Source organism: Microbacterium oxydans, from assembly GCF_900095745.1.
Classification (GTDB): Bacteria; Actinomycetota; Actinomycetes; order Actinomycetales; family Microbacteriaceae; genus Microbacterium; species Microbacterium oxydans_B.
Map to the genome: position 1 here is coordinate 46,084 of NZ_FMIR01000017.1, position 16,552 is coordinate 62,635.

At 68.5% G+C, this 16,552-nt stretch carries 17 protein-coding genes; 7 read left to right on the top strand and 10 right to left on the bottom strand.

Translation table 11 applies throughout. The features are described from left to right. Window positions 1–99 precede the first annotated feature (99 nt). Together BQ2383_RS10585 and BQ2383_RS19370 are read left to right on the top strand one after the other, a co-directional pair. The gene (locus BQ2383_RS10585) at window positions 100–684 is read left to right on the top strand and encodes a DedA family protein (protein WP_167381604.1); all 585 of its coding nucleotides are present in this window, start codon (window positions 100–102) and stop codon (window positions 682–684) included. 31 nt (window positions 685–715) lie between these two features. Next, complete coding sequence (locus tag BQ2383_RS19370; RefSeq protein ID WP_017830923.1) at window positions 716–892, top strand: DUF5302 domain-containing protein; 177 nt, start codon at window positions 716–718, stop codon at window positions 890–892. A 55-nt stretch (window positions 893–947) separates the two neighbouring features. On the opposite strand, the gene BQ2383_RS10595 is transcribed toward BQ2383_RS19370, so the two are convergent. Then, window positions 948–2,387: a cation:dicarboxylate symporter family transporter gene (locus BQ2383_RS10595; RefSeq protein WP_091033532.1), complete on the bottom strand. Its 1,440-nt coding sequence runs from the start codon at window positions 2,385–2,387 to the stop codon at window positions 948–950. 145 nt (window positions 2,388–2,532) lie between these two features. Between BQ2383_RS10595 and BQ2383_RS10600 the strand changes: the two genes are divergently transcribed. Next, window positions 2,533–3,816 carry a sensor histidine kinase gene (locus BQ2383_RS10600; RefSeq protein ID WP_091033534.1) on the top strand — a complete coding sequence of 428 codons (1,284 nt, stop codon included), beginning with the start codon at window positions 2,533–2,535 and terminating at the stop codon, window positions 3,814–3,816. After that, on the top strand, window positions 3,813–4,502 hold the full coding sequence (locus BQ2383_RS10605) for a response regulator (RefSeq protein WP_091033537.1): 690 nt from the start codon (window positions 3,813–3,815) through the stop codon (window positions 4,500–4,502). Before BQ2383_RS10600 ends, BQ2383_RS10605 begins: the two co-directional genes overlap by 4 nt. A gap of 3 nt (window positions 4,503–4,505) precedes the next feature. Here the strand turns inward: BQ2383_RS10605 and BQ2383_RS10610 are convergent, their stop codons facing one another. From BQ2383_RS10610 to BQ2383_RS10620, 3 genes are read right to left on the bottom strand one after another with little or no spacing between them, the layout of a single operon-like run. Next, window positions 4,506–5,858, bottom strand: a complete 1,353-nt coding sequence (locus BQ2383_RS10610) for an FAD-binding oxidoreductase (protein ID WP_140403338.1) — start codon at window positions 5,856–5,858, stop codon at window positions 4,506–4,508. A gap of 51 nt (window positions 5,859–5,909) precedes the next feature. Further along, a complete protein-coding gene (locus BQ2383_RS10615; RefSeq protein WP_091033542.1) occupies window positions 5,910–6,554 on the bottom strand; it encodes an FMN reductase in 645 nt (214 codons plus the stop codon). Window position 6,555: 1 nt separating this feature from the next. Next, complete coding sequence (locus BQ2383_RS10620; RefSeq protein ID WP_091034484.1) at window positions 6,556–7,782, bottom strand: LLM class flavin-dependent oxidoreductase; 1,227 nt, start codon at window positions 7,780–7,782, stop codon at window positions 6,556–6,558. 111 nt (window positions 7,783–7,893) lie between these two features. On the opposite strand from BQ2383_RS10620, the gene BQ2383_RS10625 reads away from it, so the two are divergent. Together BQ2383_RS10625 and BQ2383_RS10630 are read left to right on the top strand one after the other, a co-directional pair. Further along, window positions 7,894–9,036 (top strand): acyltransferase family protein, encoded by a 1,143-nt coding sequence (locus BQ2383_RS10625; protein ID WP_091033544.1) that lies wholly within the window; start codon window positions 7,894–7,896, stop codon window positions 9,034–9,036. Further along, entirely contained in the window at window positions 9,033–9,911 is an 879-nt protein-coding gene (locus BQ2383_RS10630; protein WP_091033547.1) for a serine hydrolase domain-containing protein, read from the top strand. Before BQ2383_RS10625 ends, BQ2383_RS10630 begins: the two co-directional genes overlap by 4 nt. A 6-nt stretch (window positions 9,912–9,917) precedes the next feature. Here the strand turns inward: BQ2383_RS10630 and efeB are convergent, their stop codons facing one another. The 3 genes from efeB to efeU are packed head-to-tail and all read right to left on the bottom strand — an operon-like array spanning window position 9,918 to window position 13,434. Further along, window positions 9,918–11,222 (bottom strand): iron uptake transporter deferrochelatase/peroxidase subunit, encoded by a 1,305-nt coding sequence (efeB, locus tag BQ2383_RS10635; RefSeq protein WP_091033549.1) that lies wholly within the window; start codon window positions 11,220–11,222, stop codon window positions 9,918–9,920. 38 nt (window positions 11,223–11,260) lie between these two features. Beyond that, complete coding sequence (efeO, locus tag BQ2383_RS10640) at window positions 11,261–12,493, bottom strand: iron uptake system protein EfeO (RefSeq protein ID WP_091033551.1); 1,233 nt, start codon at window positions 12,491–12,493, stop codon at window positions 11,261–11,263. Continuing rightward, the gene (efeU, locus tag BQ2383_RS10645) at window positions 12,490–13,434 is read right to left on the bottom strand and encodes an iron uptake transporter permease EfeU (RefSeq protein ID WP_091033554.1); all 945 of its coding nucleotides are present in this window, start codon (window positions 13,432–13,434) and stop codon (window positions 12,490–12,492) included. Before efeU ends, efeO begins: the two co-directional genes overlap by 4 nt. 169 nt (window positions 13,435–13,603) lie before the next feature. Here efeU and BQ2383_RS10650 point away from each other — a divergent pair, with 169 nt between their 5' ends. Then, on the top strand, window positions 13,604–14,608 hold the full coding sequence (locus BQ2383_RS10650) for an isopenicillin N synthase family dioxygenase (protein WP_091033556.1): 1,005 nt from the start codon (window positions 13,604–13,606) through the stop codon (window positions 14,606–14,608). Between the two features lie 8 nt (window positions 14,609–14,616). Here BQ2383_RS10650 and BQ2383_RS10655 read toward each other — a convergent pair whose 3' ends face one another. The 3 genes from BQ2383_RS10655 to BQ2383_RS10665 all read right to left on the bottom strand — a co-directional run bounded on the left by BQ2383_RS10655 (window position 14,617) and on the right by BQ2383_RS10665 (window position 16,549). After that, on the bottom strand, window positions 14,617–14,946 hold the full coding sequence (locus tag BQ2383_RS10655) for a transcriptional regulator (RefSeq protein WP_091033559.1): 330 nt from the start codon (window positions 14,944–14,946) through the stop codon (window positions 14,617–14,619). Next, complete coding sequence (locus tag BQ2383_RS10660; RefSeq protein WP_091033562.1) at window positions 14,939–15,808, bottom strand: hypothetical protein; 870 nt, start codon at window positions 15,806–15,808, stop codon at window positions 14,939–14,941. Before BQ2383_RS10660 ends, BQ2383_RS10655 begins: the two co-directional genes overlap by 8 nt. Before the next feature lie 75 nt (window positions 15,809–15,883). Further along, the gene (locus BQ2383_RS10665; protein WP_167381605.1) at window positions 15,884–16,549 is read right to left on the bottom strand and encodes a GntR family transcriptional regulator; all 666 of its coding nucleotides are present in this window, start codon (window positions 16,547–16,549) and stop codon (window positions 15,884–15,886) included. Window positions 16,550–16,552: the final 3 nt, after the last annotated feature.

Sequence of the window (16,552 nt, forward strand, 5' to 3'; positions counted from 1 at the left end):
ACGGCTTGCGGCACCGGATGTTCACCGGATGCTGGACGGCGGGTCACCGGCTATGCGCTCTTTGGTTGCCGTTCACCGTCTGCGGGCACAGTGGACGACGTGTCGACGGATCTGCTCACCGAATCCCTCACCGGGCCTTGGAGCCTGGCGCTGATGGGTCTGCTCGTGCTCGGGGACGCCTTCTTCGTCGTCGTGCCGGGTGAGATCGCGGTGACCGCACTCGGAGCGCTGGCGGCGACCACGGGGACCCCGCCGCTCTGGTCGGTCGTCGTCTGCGCCGCGGCAGCCGCGACCGTCGGAGACGCGTGCTGCTACCTGATCGGCCGGACCGTCGGCCTCGATCGGTGGCGGTGGATGAGGGCGCCTCGTGTGCAGCAGGCACTGGGTTGGGCACGGCACCGGCTGGACGCGGGCACAGCCACCGTCCTCTTCACCGCCCGCTTCGTGCCCTTCGCCCGACTCGCGATCAACCTCGTGGCGGGGGCGTCGCGCATCCATCCACCTCGGTACCTCGCCCTCGTCGCACTGGCCGGGTCCGGTTGGGCGCTGTACCAGGCGGCCGTGGGCGCCGCCGTCGCCGCCATCCTGCCGGGCGGCCCGCTGATCGCCGTCCCGGTCTCTATCGTCATCGCGCTGGGTCTGGGAGTGCTGCTCGATCGCGTCCTGCGCGGCACGAGAGGGTGACCCGCCGCAGCCGGTGCTCTAGGCTCGGGGCATGAGCACCGAAGAAGGCGCCTCCTCCTCTGAGGAGATGAAGCGCAAGTTCAAGGAAGCGCTCGAGAAGAAGAACGCGCACCACCGGCAGGGCGAGGCGCACCTGGATGGCGACTCCGCCGTGCACAGTGCGAACGCCCCGCAGACCCGGCGCGAGTTCCGACGCAAGAGCGGTTGACCGCGCGGATGCGGGAGCCCGTTCACCCGGACTCCCGCATCCCTCACCCCTCTCGTCAGCCGCGTTCCGCGCGCGCCCTGGCCCGCTCCTCCTTCGCCGCCATCTCCGTCATGGCCGCCTCCCGCAGCTCCTGCACGTCCGCGCCTTGTGAGGCCTTCTCATGACCGTGCGCGTCGACGCCGTCGAGCAGGGACTCGTCGAAGGGGAGGTCGCCGCTCAGCACCCGCCGCACGCGGTCACGGTCGATCTGCTTGGTCCAGGTGCCGATCAGCAGCGTCGCGACGGCATTCCCGGTGAAGTTCGTCAGAGCCCGTCCTTCTGACATGAAGCGGTCGATGCCGACGATCACGCCCACCCCGTCGACGAGGTCGGGGCGATACGCCTGCAGCCCCCCGGCGAGTGTCGCCAGTCCCGCACCGGTCACTCCGGCCGCCCCCTTGCTGGCGATGATCATGAACACCAGCAGCCCGATCTGTTCGCCGATCGACATCGGCTGCCCCATCCCCGTGGCGATGAACAGCGACGCCATCGTCAGGTAGATGGCCGTTCCGTCGAGGTTGAACGAGTACCCGGTCGGCACCGTGATGCCGACGACCGGCTTGGACACGCCGACGAACTCCATCTTCGCGATCAGGCGAGGGAGGGCGGACTCCGAAGAAGACGTGCCGACGATCAGCAGGTACTCCCGTGCGAGGTACTTCATGAGGGCGAAGATGTTCACCCGTGTCACCGCCCACAGCATCACACCGAGGATCACCACGATGAACAGGATGCAGGTGATGTAGAACGCGACCATCAGCGTCCCGAGACTCCAGATCGCCGCCACACCGGTCTTGCCCACCACCGCGGCGATGGCTCCGAACGCCCCGATCGGTGCGAGCCAGAGGATCATCCCGAGGATGCGGAAGACGAGCTTCTGCAACTGCTTGACCGCCTCCATGATGGGGGCGCCGCGCTCGCCGAGTCCCTGCAGCGCGAAACCGACGAGCAGTGCGATGAACAGCACCTGCAGCACGCTCTCCCCCGTGAAGGCCGAGAAGAACGTGGTCGGGATGATGCCGAGGATGAACTCCTGCGTCGTCTTGGCCTCCGCTTCGACCGCGTCATACGTCGAAGACGCCATGTCGAGCCCCGCGCCCGGGTGGATGATGTTCCCGACGACGAGGCCGATCGCCAGCGCGAACGTCGACATCACCATGAAGTAGAGGAGAGCGAGCCCGCCGATCTTGCCGACCGTCGCCGCCTTGGCGATGGATCCGACGCCCACGACGATCGTGCAGAAGATGATCGGGGCGATCATCATCTTGATCAGGGCGACGAAGCCCGTGCCCAGCGCTTCGAACCCTCGACCCACCTCCGGCCAGATGAGCCCGACCATCGCGCCGAGTACGACCGCGATCAGCACGGACATATACAGCCAGGTGTGCCGGTCCCACGCGTGCTTCCCTCGTCGCCAGTTGAACTTCGGCAGTGCGAATCCCGTTGTGAGCGCCATGGCTTCCTCCTCGATCGTCGACGTCTTCGTCCGAATGGCGGCTTCTGCGCCGCCGATCGGTTCCCACGGTCATCCACCTCCCGCCGCAACACGAGTTGTGGTCGTATTGGTCACGGCACCTGACCATCGACGATCGGAGCAGGCGATGGCGCACACCTCCCGCGGCCGCAGCACCGCTTCGCGCGTCTTCGCCGTGCTGCTCGTCGCGGCGGTCGTGATCGGCGCCCTCGTGGCGGTCTTCCTCGTCGCCGAGGCGCAGCGATCGATCCGCACCGAAGCGGAGCGGGTGACGGCGGCCATCGCGGCCTCGTTCGCCTCCTCCCCTCTCGTCGTCGACGGCCTGCGCTCGAGCGATCATGACGCGGCCACCCGCGTGCTCGAGCCCTACTCCCTGGGGGTGATCGCCGGTGCCGGGCTCGACTTCATCACCGTCATGACCCCGGGCGGCACGCGGATCACCCACCCCGATACCGACCAGATCGGCGGGATCTACCTGGGCACGATCCCCGCGACACCCCAGACACTGACGGAGGAGTTCACCGGAACCCTCGGTCCCTCCATACGGACGATCTCGCCGGTCATCACACCGGACGGAGACCTGATCGGCTGGGTCGCGGCCGGGGTGACAACCGAATCCATCACCGACACCCTGATCCGCCGCCTGCCTCTCACGCTCGGTATCACGGTCGCCCTCATCGCACTCGGCGTCGGTGGCGCGATCATCGCGCGGCGTGTGACCCGCCGCATCACCGGTGACCTCCCACCCGGTCAACTCCGCGACGCGGTGTCGTCGTACGAGTCGATCCGCACCCTGGGCGAGGCTCTGCGCGCGCAGACGCACGAGCACGGGAACCGTATGCACGCCGCGGTCGCGCTGCTCGAGCTCGGACGCCGCGATGAGGCGATCGAGATACTCGCGGAGACGTCACGACAGAGCCAGTCGCTCGTGGACCAGGTGACCGCGCGACGCCACGGGGATCCCGCCGTCGGCGCGCTCCTCCTCGGCAAGGCCTCGCAGGCCAAGGAGCGCGGCATCGACTGGCGGGTGCACATCGAGCCCGATACGCCCCGCACGCCGTTGTCTCCTGTCGATGCCGTCTCGGTGCTGGGCAACCTCGTGGACAACGCCATGGACGCCGCCGCCGAGTCGGACGACCGCTGGGTGCAGGTCTCACTCCGCCCCGACGATGGCGCAGGGATCGTGCTGGAGGTCTCGGACAGCGGTCCCGGGATCCCTCCTGCCGTGCGCGAGCGGATCTTCGACCAGGGTTACTCCACGAAACCCGCCGACGGGAACGGCCGCGGTATCGGTCTGGCGCTCGTCCGTTCCGTCGTGACCGGTGCCGGCGGCTCGGTGACGGTGAGCGACGCACCGACCACGTTCCGGGTCATCGTCCCGGCAGCGGCACCTCGGCGGTCGACGCCGTGATCCGCGCACTCATCGTCGACGACGACGCTCTGACGCTCGAGTTGCACCGCGACTACGTAGCCCGCCTCGACGGGTTCGTCGTCGCCGGCGAGTGCACGGGAGCCCGGGCCGCTCTGACCGCCCTGATCGAGCATCCCGGCGCGTTCGACCTCGTCCTGCTCGACATCACGATGCCGGACGGCTCCGGCATCGATGTGCTCCGGGCCCTTCGCGCTCGCTCCGCTGCGGTGGATGTGATCGCGATCACCGGTGTGCGGGACGCCGAATCCGTACGGCAGATGGCGGCGCTCGGCGTCTTCCAGTATCTCGTCAAGCCCTTCCCCTTCGCGGTGTTCCGCGAGCGGATGGAACAGTATCGTGCGCATCGGGAGCAGGCGCGGACCACCGATGGCGAAGCCACCCAGGCAGAGATCGACGCACTGCTCGGCCGCGCCACCGGGACGATCACGCTTCCCAAGGGGCTCTCGGCGGCCTCGCTGGACAGAGTCACCGCACAACTGCGCACCGACGGGCCGTTGTCGGCAAGCGAGGCGGCCGAACGGCTCGGCATGTCCCGGGTCGCCGTGCGACGCTATCTGGAACACCTGGTCGTCGAAGGTGTGCTCACGCGGGCCGCACGTTACGGGAACCGCGGACGACCGGAGACCGAGTACGGCTGGAAGCGGCGAACCGGCCCCGAGGTCTGACCGTCAGCGGGGCAGCCGCCCCTCGTGCAGCAGAGCGTCGGGATCGAACCGCGCGCGCAGTTCCCGGAGACGGGCGATCTCGTCGGCAGATCCGCAGCGCTCGAGGGTCTGCTCCGGCTCGAGGAAGGTCGCCACGGTCTGAGAGGCCTCGTTCGGGGCCAGCAGCTCTCGGAAGGCCACGAGACTCGCCTCTCCCGGCTCGGCGGGCACTCCGGGGATCACTGGCACGAGAGCGTGCAGCAGCCAGCCCACGGACTCCAGAGAGGCGAAGCCCGGTCGTCGCGGTGTATCCAGGGCGCCACCGAGCATGCGGATGTCGATGCCCATGATCGGCCACTGCTCGGGCAGTTCGCGGAACTCGAGGAGCGCGTCGATGGTCGCGTCGTCGAGGGCGCTCAGCGCCATCGATGATCCGCGGCCGGGCGTCGGATCCGTCGGCTCGTTCGATGCGGCGGCCAGTGCCGCCGGCGAGGTCGGGCCGGTGATATCCCTGCGCACCTCTCCGGCCCGGCGCACCGCGTCGATCAGCTCTTCCTGCGGCCCGTCGGTCGACAGCGCCTGGACCGTGAGGAAGCTGCGCCCGCGGATCTGCTCGGGGAGCTGCGGCGCATCCGGCATCCGCATCGAGTTCAGGAACACGTTGAGCGTCGATGGAGCCGAGGACGCCAGGTCGCGGACCGCTCGGACGACCGTCGGCGCATCGGCGACGTCGAAGGTGAGGTTCGACCCCCAGACGGCGGGTGCCCGCACGAGTTCGATCTCGAGTGCGGTCACGATGCCCACGAGGCCGCCGGCCCCCCGCAGCGCCCACAGGAGGTCGGCGTCGGCATCGTCGTCCACGCGCTCGTGCGTGCCGTCTGTGCGCAACACCCACGCCGCGCGCAGATTGTCGGAGCCGAGGCCCGCCGTGCGGCTGAACCACGAGTGTCCACCGCCCAGTGTGTACCCGGCGACGCTCACGACGGGGCTGGTGCCGGCCGGCGCGACCCATCCGGTGCCTTCGAGCGCCTCGACGACCGCGCCCCAGCGCACGCCGCTGCCCACCCTCGCGACGCCGCTGTCGAGATCGATCTCCAGATCGTCGAACGCGCTCATCCTCACCAGCACGGCACCGGACAGAGAACCCGAGGCTCCGTGGCCACTCGGCTGGATCGCGAGCCGCACACCCGACTCCCGCGCCGTGTTCAGCAGCGCGCGGAGGTCGTCGACATCGGCGGGCGTCGCGACCGCGACCGGCCGCTGCTCGATCGCGAGATTCCACGGCTGTCGAGCCGCGTCGTAACCCGAGTCATCGGGAAGGAGGAGGGTGCCGGAGAATCGTTCCTGGAGCGCGACGATCGCGGGGTGTGTGGGCATGACGCCACCGTACGATACCCCTCGGACATCGTCGATGGCGTCATGCGCCACTCACTCCCCCGCGAGGCCTCCGAGCATGTGCCCGAAGGAGCGCCCTTCGCCCAGGTACGTCGCCGGGTCGTACGGGTCTGCGACCGTGGTCGCTTCCTTCCGCGCGATCGTGTCGGCGAGCTCCCGTGCGCCCTTCTCCACGCGCTTCGCGAGCGGGGCGACGTCGTCACCCGAGTCTCCCCAGTCGCTCGATGCCGCGAACACGCCCGTCGAGACGGTCTCGGCGTGCAGGTAGGCGAACAGCGGCCGGATCGCGTAGTCGATCGCCAGCGAGTGCCGCGCGGTTCCCGCGTTCGCGCCGATCAGGACCGGCTTCCCGGTGAGCGCGTCGGGATCCAGCACATCGATGAACGACTTGAACAGTCCCGAGTAGCTCGTGGAGAAGATCGGTGTGACGGCGATGAGCGCGTCGGCGGAGACCACCGTGTTGATCGCGGTCTCGAGCGCCTGCGGTGCGAACCCCGTGAGCATGTTGTTCGTGATGTCGTGCGCATAGTCGCGCAGCTCGATCACGTCGACGGTGGCCTCGATGTCGCGCTCCGCGAGGGCCTTCACGGTCTCGGCGGCCAGTCGATCGGCGAGCATCCGGGTGGACGACGGGTTCGAGAGCCCCGCCGCGACGACGGCGATACGACGCGTGGTCATGTCACGCCTCCTTCCGGCCGAGCCCGAACGCTGCGCCGGCGGGCGCCGGGCTGTCCTGGTACGGCGAGTCGCCGGTGAGGTTGTCACCGCGATTCGCGCCGGGGCGAGCCTGGCGCGTCGGACCGTCACCGAACTCCGCGGCCACGCGTGCGGCGTGGGTCGGTGCGTCCGGGACGGCGGACGGGCGGTCCTTCGCGAGTTCCTTGCGCAGCACCGGCACGACCTCGGAACCGAGGATGTCGAGCTGTTCCAGCACCGTCTTCAGCGGGAGCCCCGCGTGGTCGATCAGGAAGAGCTGGCGCTGGTAGTCGCCGTAGTACTCGCGCATCGACGCATACCGGTCGATGACCTGCTGCGGCGAACCGACCGTCAGCGGCGTCATCTCGGTGAAGTCCTCCATGCTCGGACCGTGACCGTACACCGGCGCGTTGTCGAAGTACGGGCGGAACTGGTTCACCGCGTCCTGCGACTTGGCCGCCATGAACACCTGACCGCCGAGGCCGACGATCGCCTGCTCCCTGGTGCCGTGACCGTAGTGCTCGAAGCGCTGACGGTACAGCTCGATGAGGCGCTGGTAGTGCTCCTTGGGCCAGAAGATGTTGTTCGCGAAGAACCCGTCGCCGTAGTAGGCGGCCTGCTCCGCGATCTCCGGGGTGCGGATGGACCCGTGCCACACGAACGGCGCGATGCCGTCGAGCGGCCGCGGTGTCGAGGTGAAGCCCTGCAGCGGGGTGCGGAACTTGCCCTCCCAGTCGACGACGTCTTCACGCCACAGCTTGTGCAGCAGCGCGTAGTTCTCGATCGCGAGCGGGAGACCCTGGCGGATGTCCTGCCCGAACCAGGGATACACCGGTCCGGTGTTGCCGCGACCGAGCATGAGGTCCATGCGCCCGTCGGAGACGTGCTGCAGCATCGCGTACTCCTCGGCGATGCGCACCGGGTCGTTCGTGGTGATGAGCGTCGTCGAGGTCGACACGATGAGGCGCTCGGTCTGCGCGGCCAGTGCCGCGAGGAAGGTGCTGGGGCTGGAGGACCAGAACGGCGGGTTGTGGTGCTCACCGATCGCGAAGACGTCGAGTCCGACCTCTTCGGCGTGCACGGCGATCGCCGTGGTCGCCTTGATGCGCTCCTGCTCGCTGGGGGTGATGCCCGTGGTGGGATCGCGGGTGATGTCGCTGACCGACATGATGCCGAACTGCATCGCCTGCGCGCCTGACTGCTCGCTCATGATTGCTCCGTGTTCTCCGAACCGGATGACTCGCATCCGTTTCTATTCATTTGAATGTATCTGTGTCAACGCGCTCACAGCAACTTTATTCCCGGGCTGTAGCCTCGAAAGATGAGCAGTACCGGGGCGGACATCTCAGGGCCCACCACAGGATCTCTCCCGCGAAAGCGACGGCGCGTGCCGTTCTGGGACAACGCGCGGTACATCTGCATCGTCCTCGTCGTGCTCGGGCATGCGATCCAGCGGCTCATCTACGACTCGGACATCGCCTTCGCCTTCTACCTGGCGCTGTACGCGTTCCACATGCCGGCGTTCGCGATCATCTCCGGCTACTTCTCCAAGTCGGGCACTCCCACCAAGACACAGATGGCGCGGGTGATCACGGACATCATCCTCCCCTACGTGATCTTCGAGACACTGTGGACGCTCACCAAGTGGCTCGTCGAAGGCGAAGCGACACCGAACTTCACGAAACCGAGCTGGACGCTGTGGTTCCTGCTCGCGCTCGGCATATTCCGACTGGTGCTGCCCTATCTCGCTCTGCTGCGCTGGCCGCTCCTGTGGACGGTCGTGATCTCGATCGGCTCCGGCTACCTCCCGAATGTCGACAGCACGTTCTCGCTGTCTCGCACTCTCGGCCTCCTGCCGTTCTTCGCACTCGGCTGGTGGCTGCGCGAGCACGACATCGTCGATCGGTTCCGGCTGCTCGACTTCCGCCCCTGGTGGATCCGGGCCGCCGCAGTGGCGCTCTTCGCGGGAGTGGGCTGGGCGGCGTGGAACTGGCTGCCGCTCTGGCAGGCCGTGGATCTGCGCCACTGGCTGTTCTACGAGGACTCGTACTCCGACCTGGTCGGCGAGCAGTGGTGGGCCGGTGCGATCCGTATCGCCCTGATGCTGTTGGCCGTGCTCCTGTGCGCCGGCTTCTTCGCCCTGATCCCCCGCGGCTCGTACTGGTGGACCACATTCGGTCAATACACGATGTACGTGTACCTGCTGCACTCCTTCGTGCTCTACCCGTTCCGCGAGACCGGCGTGCTGCGCGACCTCGAGCCCACATGGATCTGGTTGCCGCTGGTGACGGCGCTCTCCGTGGTCGTCGCGCTGCTCCTGGCCACTAAACCCGTGCGTCGGGTGTTCCGACCCCTGGTCGAGCCGCGTCCGCGCTGGCTCTTCACCGACCCGGCCCTCACGTCACGCGAAGGACGTCGAAACGATCCGACCGGGTCCCGACGACCCCGGACCGATCCGCGATGACCGCCGCACGAATCGTCCGCGACCGCATCGTCGAGGCGGTGTCCACGTCCGGCTTCGGCGCGCACGGGCTTCACGTGCGCATCGGAGCCGGCGAGGCGGAACACCGCTGGACGCCCGATGTGCGCGAGGATGTGCATTCGGTCGCCAAGGGCGTGTGCGTGCTCGCGGCCGCGATCGCCGCCGATGAGGGCGCGATCTCCTTCGATGTGCCCGTGACCGTCTACGTGCCCGACTTCGAGCGCGGCGAGGGCGTCGACGAGGTCACCCTGCGACACCTGCTCACGATGTCGAGCGGCATCGACCTGCCCTGGTCCGAGACGCTCATGACGGACTGGCCGGACCTGGCCCGTGAGTTCCTGCGTCGGCCATCACGCGGACGCAGATTCCAGTACTCGAACGCCAGCACCTACACCGCCATGACGGCCCTCTCCGCCCGAGTCGGCGATGTGGGCGACTACCTCGATGCCCGGCTGTTCCGCCCGCTCGGCATCGATGATGTGGTGTGGACGCGCAGCCCGAACGGGCGCATCGAAGCGGGCGGCGGGCTTCCGCTGCGAACGAGTGAGATGGCACGGATCGGCCTGCTGATCCGCGACCGCGGATGGTGGCAGGGCACGCAGCTGGTGTCGTCGGGATGGATCGACGCGATGCACGAGAACGGCGTCGTCGCCGGCCCGAACCCCGGCTACGACCGCTACGCCCTCGCCGGCTGGGGCGGCCCCGGGCGCGGGTGGCGGCTGCACGGCGCGCACGGCCAGCTGCTCATCTTCCTCGACGACGCGGTCGTGACCATCACCGCTGCCGATCACTTCGGTGCGGACGAGATGGCCGCCACGGTGGTCGACATCCTCGAGACCGCCCGACGCGGAGCCTGAACTCACTCAGGCGAACAGCTGCGCACCCACGTAGGACCCGGGGGTCGCGCCGCGCGGCACGGCCCAGATCCCGGAGCCGACATGGCGGATGTACTCGTTCATCAGATCGGTCGACAGCCGCCGCTGCAGTGCGATGAACTGTGCGGGGTCGCGCTGGTACGACAGGAAGAAGAGTCCGGCGTCGAGGCGTCCGAGCGCGTTGTTGCCGTCTACGTAGTTGTAGCCGCGCCGGAGGATCCGCACACCGTCGTTCTGCTCGGGATGCGCCAGGCTCACGTGACTGTTGGCGTCGATGGCCTTGCCATGGAAGTCGGGCGCGGTGAACTCGTCCCCTCCCGAAAGCGGCGCGCCCTCCCCTTTATCCCGTCCGACGATCGCATCCTGCTCCGAGAGCCGCACCCGGTCCCACGTCTCGATCAGCATCGCGATCTTGCGTGCGACGAGGTAGGAGCCACCGGCGAGCCAGCCGGGCTCATCCTTCTCGGACACCCAGACGTGGTCCGTGAGCGCCTCGGTGTCGTCGGCGAGGATGTTCGCCGTGCCGTCTTTGAAGCCGAAGAGGTTCCGGGGCGTCGCCTGGGCGGCGGTCGTGCGCGAGGTCTTGCCGAATCCCAGCTGCGACCAGCGCAGGCGGGCACGCCCGAAGGCGATGCGGCTGAGGTTGCGGATCGCATGCACCGCGACCTGCGGGTCGTCGGCGCACGCCTGGATGCAGAGATCTCCGTGGGACGCCTGCGGGTCGAGATCGTCGCCGAGGAACGCCGGGAGCCGTTCGAGCCCGGCCGGGCGCCGCGCGGCGATCCCGTAGCGGTCGCCGTCTTCGTTCTCGAAGAGGCCGGGCCCGAACCCGAAGGTGATCGTGAGGCCGGCCGCCGGGAGCCCCAAGGCCTCGCCGGTATCGTCCGGCGGCGCCTCGCCTGGCCCGCCGACCGCTCCACTCGCGCTGACCTCCAGTCCCTGCGACATGCGGGACGCGGCGTACGACCAGTCCTGCAACAAGGAGATGAGGTCATCGCGGTCGCTGCGCGGCATCATGTCGAAGCTCGCGAAGTGCAGATGATCCTGCACCGGCGTGGTGATGCCGGCCTGGTGCATACCGAAGAACTCGTACGCGGAATGCGCGTCCTCCGCCGCGCGGGCACGGCCCAGCGCCACCCCTCCGGCGAGGCCCGCGCCGGCGCCGACCGCAAGCCCTGCCACGCCACCGCCGATGGCGAGGCCGAGGAGTCCGCGTCTGCTCAGTCCGCCCGGAGCCGGGGCATCACCCGTCGATGAGGTGTCGGGCGAGGCCCCCGCGTCTGGTTCGTTCACGTCCGTGATGGTATCCGTTCGATTCCGCTCGACGCTGATCAGTCGAGGACGGTACTGGTGAGCTGCGAGAGCGGCTCGGCCAGTGCGTTGATCAGGTCGGTGAACTCGCGCTTGTCGTCTTCGGTCAGCTCCGCATAGGCGACGAACCCGTCGGTCAGCGAGCCGTGGGCGGCGAGAGACTCCTCGAGTGCGGCGTAGCCGCCTTCGATCTCGTCGACGAGGGCCTCACCGTCGTCACCCTGAGCTGCGGCGAAGTCCTGCACGAGCGAGAACGCCATCTTCGAGCCCTCGACGTTCGCAGCGAAGTCGTAGAGGTCGGTGCCCGACCACCAGTCCTCCTCGCCCGAGATCTTGCCGGTGGCGACCTCGTCGAGCAGCGCGATCGAGCCGTTCGAGATGCCTCCGATGCCCTGATCGTCGAGAGCCGTCGTGAAGTCGTCGGAGTGCACGTAGTCGTAGAGCTCCTGCACGTCGGCGAGCAGCAGGTCGCCGAAGTCGGCCCGCTCTGCCGGTGTCGACGGAGCCCAGTCCTGCCGGGCCGGGGTCTCGCCGTCGGCGTTCAGCGCGTCCTCCGCCGGCACCCACAGGTCCTTCTCGATGCGGTGGAAGCCCGTCCAGTCCAGCCCCTCGGCCACGGCGTCGACCTCGCGGTAGTCGATGCGCGGGTCGAGATCCCCGAGCGCCTCGGCGACCGGCTCGATGCGCTCGTAGAACGCGCGGGTCAGCGGGAACTGCTCGCGAGCGGTCTCGTCGTCACCCGATTCGTAGGCCGCGACGAACTCCTCGACGGCCGGGACGAGCTGGCCGACCTGGTCCTTGACGAACGCGGCGTAGAGGTCGACGGCCTTCTGCTTCTGCTCGGCATCGGGGCCGTCGACGGCGACGCGGTCGCCTGTGACGGTGAAGGCCGCCTTGCCGACGCCGTCGCCGAGCATGCCGGGCTTGCAGAGCGTGAAGTAGTCCCCCGGCTGTGCGACGACCGTGAGGGTGCGCGACGCGGCGGGCGCGATGTTCTCGACCTCGCCGACGATGCGCAGACCGTCCTCGGCCAGCAGATAGAACTCCGAGACCTGATCCGTGTCGTTCTTCACGTCGAACGTCAGCGTTCCGCTCTTCGCCGTGGCCTCCGAGACCGCGCAGTCCCCCTCGGTCGACGAGACGTCGAACGCGGCATCGGCGGCGACATCGCTCTTGGCGACGCAGCCACTCAGGACGAGAACCGCAGCGCCCGCGGCGGCGAGTGTCCCCAGGACACGGTGAGAGGTGGTCATGCTGCTCCTTGTGGTGAGAGAGAGGTCGTGTCGGATTCGGGTTCGGTCGAAGCGCGGGGCTTCGGAGCACGGCGCGAGCGGAGACCGCGGACGTACAGCGACCCGACGATGAGGATGTAGAGAGTCCAGGCGGAGACCTGCAGCCAGGTCATCGCGGGCATGAAGCCGACCGTGGCCTGCAGCACCGCCGCCAGCGGACCGCTCGGAGCGATGGCCGACGACACATCGAAGGCCCAGCCGAACGGGAAAGCCATCCACCCGATCGCGACCGCCCCGGTCGACGGGTCGAGCGGGGCCGCGGCCGTGAACGGGCCCGGCAGGGCGCCCGCCTCCTGGAGATCCATCAGGGCATACGCGAGCACACCAGCCGCGACGATGACGAGGAAGCCGCCGGTCCATGCGAAGAAGCGGCGGAGATCGAGCTTCACGGCTCCGCGGGAGATGAGCCAGCCGATGATGACGGCGGCGGCGAGGCCGAGCAGAGCACCGAGCAGAGCGGAGGGCGCATCGCCGAAAGCCTGCACCATCGACCACAGCAGCAGAGTCGTCTCGATACCCTCCCGCGCGACGGAGACGAATCCGATCGCGACGAGAGCCCAGAGCCCGCCGGTGGTGAGCGCGCGATCGAGTCCGCCCTCGAGCGTCGCCTTCATGGTGCGTCCGGCACGCTGCATCCAGAAGATCATCCACGTGACCATGGCGACGGCGAGCAGCGAGAGCCCTCCGCCGATCAGCTCCTGCGCCTTGAACGTGAGCTCATAGGCGCCGAAGGTGAGCACGGCACCGATGCCCAGGGCCAGGACGATCGCGAGGCCGACGCCGACCCACATCTTCGGCAGGGCGTCCTTCCGGCCGAGACGGCGGAGGTAGGCGACGAGGATGCCGACGACGAGCGCAGCTTCCAGACCTTCACGGAGGCCGATGAGAAAAGTGGCGAGCACGGAGACGATTTCTGTTGCGACGACTGAGGTAAGGCAGCCCTTACCTACGAGACTCTAGCACCGCGGTGACATCATGCCGGAACACCGTTGCCGCCGGCAGACGACGACCCGGCGGTAACGCGGCGCAACAGTCGCCCTCCCTCTCGGAAAGGCGACATACCCTCGGTCCATGCCTGAACTCTCGCTCCCGATCCTCGACCTGTCCCAGCTCGATGAAGGCCCGGAGGCCGCCGCGCGATTCCGCGACGACCTCAGGGCGGCGACGCACGACGTCGGCTTCTTCTATCTCACGGGCACGGGCATCTCCCCCGAGCTGGAAGCACGGCTGCACCGCGCGGCCCTCGACTTCTTCGCGCTCCCGGAGGCGGACAAACTCGCCATCGAGAACGTCAACAGCCCGCACTTCCGCGGGTACACCCGCATCGGCGGGGAACGCACACAGGGACAGGTCGACTGGCGCGAGCAGATCGATATCGGCCCCGAGCGCGAACCCGTCGAGGGCGGACCGGCGTTCAACCGCCTCGTCGGACCCAACCTGTGGCCAGCGGCGCAGCCGGAGCTGCAGGAGGTCGTCGCCGAATGGCATGCGACGCTGTCCGACGTCGCCCGGCGGTTGCTGCGGGAATGGGCGCAGACGCTCGGAGCCGACGAGACCTACTTCGACGATCACTTCGGTGAGCCCTCGACACTGATCAAGATCGTCCGCTACCCGGGAACACACGAGCCCGAGCCGCAGCAGGGCGTCGGCGCGCACAAGGACTCGGGCGTCCTCACGCTCCTCTGGGTCGAACCGGGCAAGGGCGGCCTGCAGGTCGAGCGCGACGGCGCCTGGGTCGACGCTCCCCCGGTGCCCGGCGCCTTCGTCGTGAACATCGGCGAGCTGCTCGAGTACGCCACCGGCGGCTACCTCAAGGCGACGAACCACCGGGTCGTGTCGCCGAAGGCCCCGAACGACCGGATCTCGATCCCGTTCTTCTTCAACCCCGCCCTCGACAAGCGCCTCCCGCTGATCGAGCTTCCGCCGGAGCTGGCGGCCGAGGCGAAGGGTGTCACGAAGGACCCGAGCAACCCGATCCACGCGCTCTACGGCGAGAACGCCCTCAAGTCACGCCTGCGCGCCCACCCCGACGTCGCGGCGATCCACCACGCCGACCTCGTGGAGGCCCCCGCCTGAGCGAACACTCACAGCGCCTGCCCACCGCCGAGAGCGACGATCTCACGCAGGGCCTGGAGGTGTGCAGCGAAGGCATCGCGACCCGTCGCCGTCGAACGGACCCAGGTGCGCGAGCGACCACCGACGTTCGCCTTGCGCGCGAACACGTAGTCAGCGGCCTGCAGATGCGTGATGGCCTTGCTCAGCGGCGAGTCACCGCACTGGAGGACTTCCCGAAGCGTCGGGAAGTCGAGCTCCATCCCGTCACCCAGCGCCGCCATCAAGGAGAACCGGATGGGCGAGGCGAAGTTGTCGTCCAGCTGGGTGCGCGGGTGAGGCCGGGAGGCCGACTCAGCCACGGCTCTCCCGCCCGGGGACGAAGGAGACGAGGGCGAAGAGCAGGATCACGACGACACCCCCGAGAAGTCCCGCCACCCCTCGGTCGCCGAGAGACTCTTCCCCGAGCGCGAGGCCGACGGGGATGCACGCCGCGACGAAGAAGGTGGCGACATGCGGCCAACGCCAGGCGGCTCCGACGGAGGGAAGCCCCAGCGGAGTGTTGAAGGCTACGATCCACGCGAGGAGCATCATCATCACCAGCAGCGGGATCACGCTCCGGAGCACGTCGTCGGGAGCCCCCGCCAGCATGGTGAGCACGCCGAGAGCGGCACCGACCAGGACCGTTCCCCACCGTACGGCGACGGGCAGCGGGGTCCAGGCAGGCCGCGGACGATGCGGATCACCTGACGCGCGGATGAGCTGCGCCACCCCGTAGCCGCCGATGCCGAGCAGAACCATGCCGGCAGGCAGGAGCACCCAGCCGACGGGGAGCGTGGTGTCCAGTGACACGAACCCGAACATCACGACGGCAGCGGCCAGCAGCACCCCTCCGCCCAAAATGACCGGCCACCGCGAACGAGTCATGCGCCACTGCATCCCGTTGCGCTGAGCCATGCCGCTCGCGAGCTGCCCCCACACCAGGAAGGTGAACAGGATCATCTGCGAGGCGATCACATCGTCGTTCCGGAGGACGAGCGCGAACGCGACGAGGTACGCCGCGGTGACCACTGCATTGAGGATCTGGAGCCAGGCGAGCGCACGTCGGTCGATCGCCCGGTCGCGGCGCCCCGCCACCGCATCAGCTGCAGCCAGATACTGCTGCGCGAGATCGGCATCCGGCGGGACGAGCGCGTCCTGACCGGGAATGGGCTTCTGCTCCACGATGGACCTCCTTCACTTTCCACACGGAAAGCTCCTACTTTCCTATCGGAAAGCAGGAGCGGGGTCAACCCGTCGTCACCAGTCAAGCGCCTGCGCGAGGGCTTCGATGATGGGTTCGCGCCCCTGATCGATGTGCGCGTAGGCCTGCGCAGCCGCCACCTCGCCGCGCCCGGCGACGATGGCGTCGAGCAGCTGTTGGTGCTCCACCGCGTGCTCCTGCTCCCGCGTGGCGTGCGTGATCCCGAAGATCCACTGCATCCGGCCGAGCATGGGCAGCAGACTGCGCTCGAGGATGCGATTGCCGGAGAGGCGGACGATCTCGAGGTGGAACCCGAGATTGGACTCCCCCAGCTCGGCCGTGTCACCCGGCGTGAGCGCACGCTCGAGGAGCTCGCGCAACCGATCCGCACTCGCCGCTCCCGAGTGGACACGGTGCGCCGCATGACGTGTCGCATAGGGTTCGATGCACAGCCGCGCGTCGTACAGCTCCTCGACGTCGGCTCTGGTCACCGGAGTGACACTCGCCCCCTTGTTGCGGGTCGTGACGACGAACCCGTCCGTCTCCAGCCGCTGGAGCGCCTGCCGGACGGGCACACGGGACACCTCGAACCGCTCCGACAGATCCCGTTCCTTCAGCCATGATCCCGGCGTGAGCTCTCCGACGATGATCCGGCGCAGCACACCGCGGTAGACCCGCTCGGCGAGGGCGGATCCGTCGGTGATCATGCTGTCGGAACTCATCGC

Excerpts from the sequence above, each read along its gene's own strand:
- BQ2383_RS10650 (WP_091033556.1), top strand. The coding sequence starts at position 13,604 with ATGCCTGAACTCTCGCTCCCGATCCTCGACCTGTCCCAGCTCGATGAA.
- BQ2383_RS10620 (WP_091034484.1), bottom strand. The coding sequence starts at position 7,782 with ATGAGCGAGCAGTCAGGCGCGCAGGCGATGCAGTTCGGCATCATGTCG.
- BQ2383_RS10625 (WP_091033544.1), top strand. The coding sequence starts at position 7,894 with ATGAGCAGTACCGGGGCGGACATCTCAGGGCCCACCACAGGATCTCTC.
- BQ2383_RS10595 (WP_091033532.1), bottom strand. The coding sequence starts at position 2,387 with ATGGCGCTCACAACGGGATTCGCACTGCCGAAGTTCAACTGGCGACGA.
- BQ2383_RS10610 (WP_140403338.1), bottom strand. The coding sequence starts at position 5,858 with ATGCCCACACACCCCGCGATCGTCGCGCTCCAGGAACGATTCTCCGGC.
- BQ2383_RS10630 (WP_091033547.1), top strand. The coding sequence starts at position 9,033 with ATGACCGCCGCACGAATCGTCCGCGACCGCATCGTCGAGGCGGTGTCC.
- efeO (WP_091033551.1), bottom strand. The coding sequence starts at position 12,493 with ATGACCACCTCTCACCGTGTCCTGGGGACACTCGCCGCCGCGGGCGCT.
- BQ2383_RS10665 (WP_167381605.1), bottom strand. The coding sequence starts at position 16,549 with ATGAGTTCCGACAGCATGATCACCGACGGATCCGCCCTCGCCGAGCGG.
- BQ2383_RS10600 (WP_091033534.1), top strand. The coding sequence starts at position 2,533 with ATGGCGCACACCTCCCGCGGCCGCAGCACCGCTTCGCGCGTCTTCGCC.
- BQ2383_RS10615 (WP_091033542.1), bottom strand. The coding sequence starts at position 6,554 with ATGACCACGCGTCGTATCGCCGTCGTCGCGGCGGGGCTCTCGAACCCG.
- BQ2383_RS19370 (WP_017830923.1), top strand. The coding sequence starts at position 716 with ATGAGCACCGAAGAAGGCGCCTCCTCCTCTGAGGAGATGAAGCGCAAG.